General features: G+C 71.0%; 6 protein-coding genes. 4 read left to right on the top strand and 2 right to left on the bottom strand.

The features are described 5' to 3' along the window. The first annotated feature begins 289 nt into the window (after positions 1–289). The gene (locus tag IMZ11_RS37105) at positions 290–736 is read left to right on the top strand and encodes a hypothetical protein (RefSeq protein ID WP_228647293.1); all 447 of its coding nucleotides are present in this window, start codon (positions 290–292) and stop codon (positions 734–736) included. Positions 737–1,503: 767 nt separating this feature from the next. On the opposite strand, the gene IMZ11_RS37100 is transcribed toward IMZ11_RS37105, so the two are convergent. Next, complete coding sequence (locus IMZ11_RS37100) at positions 1,504–2,922, bottom strand: DUF6716 putative glycosyltransferase (protein WP_228647291.1); 1,419 nt, start codon at positions 2,920–2,922, stop codon at positions 1,504–1,506. Between the two features lie 5 nt (positions 2,923–2,927). After that, entirely contained in the window at positions 2,928–4,067 is a 1,140-nt protein-coding gene (locus tag IMZ11_RS37095; protein WP_228647289.1) for a hypothetical protein, read from the bottom strand. Positions 4,068–4,257: 190 nt separating this feature from the next. Here IMZ11_RS37095 and IMZ11_RS37090 point away from each other — a divergent pair, with 190 nt between their 5' ends. The 3 genes from IMZ11_RS37090 to IMZ11_RS37080 all read left to right on the top strand — a co-directional run bounded on the left by IMZ11_RS37090 (position 4,258) and on the right by IMZ11_RS37080 (position 6,644). Beyond that, on the top strand, positions 4,258–5,136 hold the full coding sequence (locus IMZ11_RS37090) for an oxidoreductase (RefSeq protein WP_228647287.1): 879 nt from the start codon (positions 4,258–4,260) through the stop codon (positions 5,134–5,136). A gap of 93 nt (positions 5,137–5,229) precedes the next feature. After that, positions 5,230–5,829, top strand: a complete 600-nt coding sequence (locus IMZ11_RS37085; RefSeq protein WP_228647285.1) for a TetR/AcrR family transcriptional regulator — start codon at positions 5,230–5,232, stop codon at positions 5,827–5,829. After that, positions 5,826–6,644 (top strand): aldo/keto reductase, encoded by an 819-nt coding sequence (locus IMZ11_RS37080; protein ID WP_228647283.1) that lies wholly within the window; start codon positions 5,826–5,828, stop codon positions 6,642–6,644. The genes IMZ11_RS37085 and IMZ11_RS37080 overlap by 4 nt, the downstream gene beginning before the upstream one ends. The last annotated feature ends 30 nt before the right edge of the window (positions 6,645–6,674 follow it).

Raw genomic sequence — 6,674 nt, 5'->3', positions numbered from 1 at the left:
CGGGCCCGAGGCGAGCGGTTGCGAGGTGCGTGCCACGGCAAGCGGGGCCGAGACATGCGGTTCCGAGACATGCGGTTCCGAGGCGGACGGTCCCGAGACAAGAGCACCCGAGGCAAGCGCGTCCCCAGCGAGTAGGCCCAAGCCCGGTTCCTTCACAGCGAGCGAGCCTGAGACAGGCGAGCCCGGGACGAGAGGACCCGAGGCAGATGGGCCCACGGCGAGTGGGTCGCAGGCGGGTGGGTCGCAGGCGGGTGTGTCCACGACGGGTGGCAGCGGTGCGGGGGGACAGGTGATTGGCACGCCAGACCTCTCAACCGCTGGCCATGACGGGGACAGTGAGGGCGGCGGCCACGTCGGCAGGGAGATCGGCGGCCACGGGAGCGGCGGCCAGGTCGGCAGGGGAATCGGCAGCGGAATCGGCGGCGAGGTCGGCAGCCAGGTCGACAGGGGGATCGGCGGAGGCGGCGGAGTCGGAGTTGGAGTCGGCGGCGGAGGCCGCAGGGAGATCGTGAGCGGGTTCGGAGGCGAAGGCGGAGCACACGGGCTTGCGGCCAGCGGGTACGGCGCGGGCAGCATCACCGACCCCGGCAATGACGAGCTCCCATTCCTGCCGACCTGGAACTACGAACCCGCCTGGTGGGAAGAACCCACTCCCGAACCGCCGTCAGCAGAACGGGGACCACTCACTCCGTCCGGCCTGCCACCTGACCCGGCCAACGACATCCCTCCCTTCTGAACACGCCCACACCCGAGCGGCTGGTCAGCTGGCCTCCGATCAGCTGACCAGCAGGTCTCGGTCACGCCCGGCGGAGTGCCCCGCTCCGGGGGTGGGACTCAGGGGACCCGATGAGACGGAGTACGGACTGTCGGGGTTCATCGGAAGCGGGAAGCGGGCGTACGCACTCATTCGCAGACCGCCTGCTGGTGCGGCGTGCCCCTCACGTACTACGAATCAGGTGGCCGCCGCCGCGCAGCTCCCCCTCCCCTATGGCACAGCAGCCTTCCTCGATCGTCCACGGCGTGATCACGCCTCCGCCGATCCGGAAGCACGCGTCAGGAGTATGGCCGTGCTGAATCCCGAGGCAGGAGATGGCGATGCGGGAGATGGCGATGCGGGAGAGCGGCCGGGAGCGGAGCGGAGTGCGGGTGGTTGTGGAGGCCGGCGTAAGACCGTGCCAGCAACCACCGCGCCCGCGCAACGCCGCGCCAGCGGCTCGCGCCGGAGGCCCGCTATCACGGCCGGCCGGAACAACTGCCCGCCGCAGCGCAGCGGCCGCATGTACATCAGACCAGCCACCGCAGTCCGCCCAGGAACCCGAGCAGCACCTGTCAGCCGTCGCCGTTCACCGTTCACCGTTCGCCATTCACCGTTCGCCATTCACCGTTCGCCGGTCACCGAACCCGGTCACCCATAACACGTCACTCGGCAACCATCACCCGTCATCGCCTCTGTCCCCGGTCCTGTCCCCGGTCCTGGTCACCGAGTCATCCACCCGCGAACCATCAGAAAACCTTCAGGTAGCGGCGCATTCGGCGCTTGGCGCGGTAGCCGTATCGGAGCACCCGGGGCGGGACCTCCAGCCGGAGCCGGGCGCGGCGTCGTGCGGAGGCATGCTCCGCCCCGTCGAGCAGCGACCGGGCGGGAACGAGGTGTCCTTCCTCGGCGGTCGTGACCAGTTCGGAGATCCGGCTGAGCCAGTCGCTCTCGGTGTCGTCGTGGAAGTAGTTGGCCCGGCACCAGTCCCCGTCAGGTGTACGGAAGTCACCCTTGGCGAGGTCGTCGAGTGTCCCGAGGCAACCGCTGCCCTCGAAGACCAAGTTGATCATCTCGGCGCTCACCCCGAAGTCGGACAGCACGAGGAGAGGCACCTTCCTGGCGATGGCCTCCAGAGCGGCGGTGGAGCTGACCGTGACGAATCCGGCAGCGCGGGTCAGGTGCTCGTGCATCGGCCCGGCGGCGAACGATATCGCGTCGGCTCGGACGCGTCCTTCTCCGGCCATCGCCAGCCAGAGGCGCTCGTAATGATGCCGCTCGTTGTGGGTTTGCCGTTCGGAGTCGCGCGCCCTCAGCTTGACCACGACCTCCAGATCGGGACGGGTGTCGGCCAGCGCGGCGAGGGCGAGCAGTACGTTCTCGCGTTCCTCCCGGCGTCTCGGCACCTTGGCCTGGGTCGCGAAGATCACCTTGTCCCGTTCGGCCGTCCCGACGACCCCGAGGTCCAGGTAAGGGAGCCGGGCCAGGGCCACTCCGCCGCCACCGCCGAGTTCGCGGCCGAGGGCGGAGAACTCCCGCACCTCCCGGCCGCTGTGCACGACGAACAGCTCGCATCCGCTGCGGTACAGCCACGCCTTCTCCGTCGCCGGTACGGAGATGCCGGGCAGGCCGGACACGAACACCGGACGTGGCCGCAGGTCGGAGAGGATCTCAGCGGCGAGGACGTCGACCACGGGGCCGGTGCAGGCCAGCAGCACGACGTCCGGGCGGAACCGCTCGGCCGTACGGCGTAGCCGCCGCGCCGAGAGCACCGGGGGGAGGAGGGCGCCCGCCGCCCCGTCCGTGCCCTCGTCGTCGTCCTCGTCCCTGCCCACCTGGTCCGGCGCCGCGGTTTCCATAGGCCTCGCGGCGGTCCCGCGCGCGAGCGCGGCGCCGGCCCCTTCCCCGCAAGCGGCGCCATCGCCCTCCGCGCAAGCGGTGCCATCGCCCTCCCAACGGAAGGCGGGCGCCGTGGGTGCCGGGGAATCGGCTTGTCTCCCCGCTCGCCGGTCGATCCGCGTACCGCTCACCGCCGCCCGGATCTGGCCTTCTGACGGCGCGATCGGCGAGCGCACGACCAGCAACTCGGTGACCCAGTTCGGGGGCATGGCGTCGAGGAGGCCGGCGGCCCACTTCAGGTACGAGTCGGAGTCGGCCACGGCGAGCACGCGGGTCAAGGAGCAACCTTTCCAGGGACCGGGGTCTCCCCCGGAGCGGCACCATTGAGGTCCGGGGTCTCCCCCGGGACGACGTGGCGGGCACCGGCTCCGCCACGCGTCTGTACGGCATCGGCGCCGTCGGGAACGGGGCCACCGGCCGTAGCGGGGACGTCGGTGAAGAGCTGGAGATGCGCGCGGAGCGCGGGGTCGGCGGCCGAGGTCCACCAGTCGTCCGGCACGCCGACGGCCTCCACGGAGACACCGCGACCCGACAACAGGACACGAAGCGAGGTCACCGCCGTGGACGGCAGGCTGAGCACCCGGTGACCGGGGCCGAGGTCACGGAGCGTCATCTCGACGGGGGCCCCGGACTCGTAGACGGTGAGATCCGTGATCCGGCGGACGCGGTCCAGGTCGCGCGGGTCCTCCCTGCGATGCGGGTAGTACGCCACGGGCTCGCCGATCTCCTGGAGCCAGCGTAGGTACCGGTCACGGTGGACGAGCCCGTTGCGGACGAGGGACGTCCCGAGCACCACCGTGCGTTCGGCGGGCGCGGGGCAGGCGGGCCGGGAACGCAACCAGGCGAAGTCGTGCCCGACGAGATCGGCTCCCAGATCCCGTACGGCGCCCGCCAGCGGCTCCGGGACCGGGAGCGCGGTGAACACGGTCAGCCCGCGGCCGCGTAGCCGCATCCCGGCGGCGGCCCCCAGCACCGTACGGGCGATGCCGGCCGAGGCGCGGGCGCGCAGCAGTGGCCGGCGCGTGGTGAGCAGTTCGAGGAGGCGGATCGTGGCGAGACCGTCGTCGACCAGCACGACCCGGCGGGGCCGGGTGGTGAGGACGCGCATCTGGACGCGGCCGGAGAAGGCGTCGCCCACGGCCCACACCTTGCCGGGACGTGGCATTCCCGCCGACGGTTCGGCGAGCCGCAGGCCGTCGGGGAGTCCGAGCCGGTCGAGTTCGCGCCCGGTGAGCCGCAGCGCGCGCTGGCCGGCCCTGGGCACGACGAGGGTGTCCTCGGCGAGGAGGCCGGCGTGCTGAGCCTCGGCGACGCACAGCAGTTGCAACGGGGATTCAACCCACGCGACGGCCGGTTCCCGCTCGATGGCGTGGCGCCGACCCGCGTTGCCCACGTCCGGTGAAGACACGTTCACGACGCCCACGAAGCTAGCCGCGGCAGGCTTCGCCTCCCCGACACGCCCGCGAACGTCAGGTGAACAGGTGCGGACGAAGCCGCACGGGAAACCGGGGACGGGAAACCGGGGATCGCGGATTCGATCTCCGCGACATATGGTGTACCCCAATGGTGTACGAAACCGTTTCGTACAGTTGAAAGGGGCCATCATGTGGACCGTTGACGCGATGCCGGACCTGGCCGGCCGCACCGCGGTGGTCACGGGAGCCAACGCGGGCATCGGCTTCCCGACCGCGCTCGAACTGGCTCGGCACGGGGCCCGCGTGATCGTCGCGAGCCGTGACCAGGACAAGGGACGGGCGGCCGCCGCGCGGATCCTCGACCAGGCGCCCGGCGGGCACGCCGAGTTCGAACGGCTCGACCTCGCCGACCTCGGCTCCGTACGCGCCTTCGCCGACACGATGAGGTCCCGCCTGGACGGGCTGGACCTGCTGATCAACAACGCCGGCATCGGCATGATCCCCCGGCAGACGACCGCCGACGGGTTCGAGATGCAGCTCGGCACCAACCATTTCGGGCACTTCGCGCTGACCGGCCTCCTGATGCCCCTGCTGCTGGTCCGGCCGGGCGCGCGGGTCGTCACGGTGGCGAGCGACGCCCACAAGTTCGGCACGCTCGACTTCGGCGATCTGGAGCTGCGCGAAGGCTACGGGCGGATGAGCGCGTACGGGAGGTCCAAACTTGCCAACCTGCTGTTCGCGTTCGAGCTGCAGCGGAGGGCCGGTTCCCGGCTGCTCAGCGTGGCCACGCATCCCGGCGTGACCGCGACGAACATCATGAAGCTGGGCCCGCTGACGGGGGTGGTCAACGCGCTGCTGCGCGTCGCCGTACAGCCGGCGGAGGCGGGAGCCGTGCCCTCGCTGTACGCCGCGACGTCGCCGGACATCCGGGGCGGGGAGTTCGTCGGCCCCAAGCTGAAGGAACCCGCGATCAGCGCCGCCGCGCGGGACGAGGCGCTGGCCCGGCGGCTCTGGACGGTGTCGGAGGAGCTCACCGGCGTAGAATTCCGGGATCTCGTCCCGCGATGACCCCCGGGATCACGGCCCAGGCACACGGATCCTGGGGTACCGATCCTGGGGCACGGACCGGGAGCACGAGACGCGGCCGCAGACAGGGAGATCATGGAAACCGCCAACTCGCGCCGACTCGACCCCGCCCGCGAGCAGGCGATCCTGGACGCCACGCTGGAACTGCTCACCGAGACGGGCTTCGACCGCATGTCCGTCGACCAGATCGCCAAGCGGGCCGGGGCCAGCAAGGCGACGATCTACCGGCGCTGGGCGGGCAAGGCGGACCTCGTCGTCGATCTCATCTGCAACCGGGTGGAGATCGACATCCCACCCGCCCCGGACACCGGGTCGCTGCGCGGTGACCTGCTCGCGGCGCTCGGCGCGATCTGCGACGCGATCGGGCGCGGACAGCAGCTGATCATCGGGCTGGTCTCCGCGATGTTGTCCAGCCCCGAGCTCGCCGAAGCGGTGCGGGACCACATGCCGGGCCGGGATCTCTCCGGGCTGGCGTACCTGCTGGGCAACGCCGTCGAGCGGGGCGAGCTGACAGGGCCGGTGGATCCGCGCGCGCTGTTCTCGGTCGTGGAGGCCCTGGTCTGGCGCCGGCTGATCGTCCTGGGCGAGCCCGTCGACGACGCCTTCATGGCCGAGGCCGTCGACCGGGTCCTGCTGCCGCTGGCCAAAACCTGGTCGGGCAGCATGGGGACATGAACACCATCACCCTCAACAACGGTGTCACCATGCCGCAGCTCGGTTTCGGAGTGTGGCAGGTGGCGGACGACGAGGCGGAAAGGGCCGTGTCCACCGCGCTTTCCGCCGGTTACCGCAGCATCGACACGGCGAAGCTCTACCACAACGAGGCGGGCGTCGGCCGGGCCCTCCGGGAGTCGGGGGTTCCCCGTGACGAGTTGTTCATCACGACCAAACTGTGGAACGACGAGCACGGCTACGACCAGGCGCTGCGGGCCTTCGACGCCAGCATGGACCGGCTCGGACTGGACGTGCTCGACCTCTACCTGATCCACTGGCCCGCCCCTTCCCAGAACAAGTACGTCGAGGCGTGGAAGGCCCTGGAGAAGCTGTACGCCGACGGCCGGGTGCGCGCGATCGGCGTCTCCAACTTCACCGTCCAGGCGTTGGACCGGCTCCTCGACGACACGGATGTGGTGCCCGCGGTCAACCAGATCGAGCTGCATCCGCAGTTCGCGCAGGACGCGCTGCGCGCCTACAACTCCGCGCACGGGATCGCGACCGAGGCGTGGAGCCCGCTGGGCCAGGGCAAAGGCCTGCTCGACGACCCGGTGCCGGCCCGGATCGCGGCCAAGCACGACCGGAGCCCGGCCCAGGTCGTGCTGCGGTGGCACATCCAGCTCGGCAACATCGTCATCCCGAAGTCGGTGACCCCGGAGCGGATCCGCGAGAACATCGACGTCTTCGGCTTCGAGCTGGACCCGGGTGACATGACCGCGATCGACGCGCTGGACGCGGGCCGCCGTCTCGGCCCGGACCCGGCGACCTTCGGCTGAGCCGGCCAGCCAACTTGGGGGGAATTCGTC

The sequence above is a fragment of the Microtetraspora sp. AC03309 genome, from assembly GCF_020826795.1.
In the GTDB taxonomy this organism is placed as follows: domain Bacteria; phylum Actinomycetota; class Actinomycetes; order Streptosporangiales; family Streptosporangiaceae; genus Microtetraspora; species Microtetraspora glauca.
The sequence above is the reverse complement of the archived record's forward strand: the minus strand, read 5'-3'. Positions and strand labels throughout refer to the sequence as shown.

What these genes read in the sequence shown, in the direction of transcription:
- IMZ11_RS37090 (WP_228647287.1), top strand. Translation starts at nt 4,258, where the DNA reads ATGTGGACCGTTGACGCGATGCCGGACCTGGCCGGCCGCACCGCGGTG.
- IMZ11_RS37085 (WP_228647285.1), top strand. Translation starts at nt 5,230, where the DNA reads ATGGAAACCGCCAACTCGCGCCGACTCGACCCCGCCCGCGAGCAGGCG.
- IMZ11_RS37080 (WP_228647283.1), top strand. Translation starts at nt 5,826, where the DNA reads ATGAACACCATCACCCTCAACAACGGTGTCACCATGCCGCAGCTCGGT.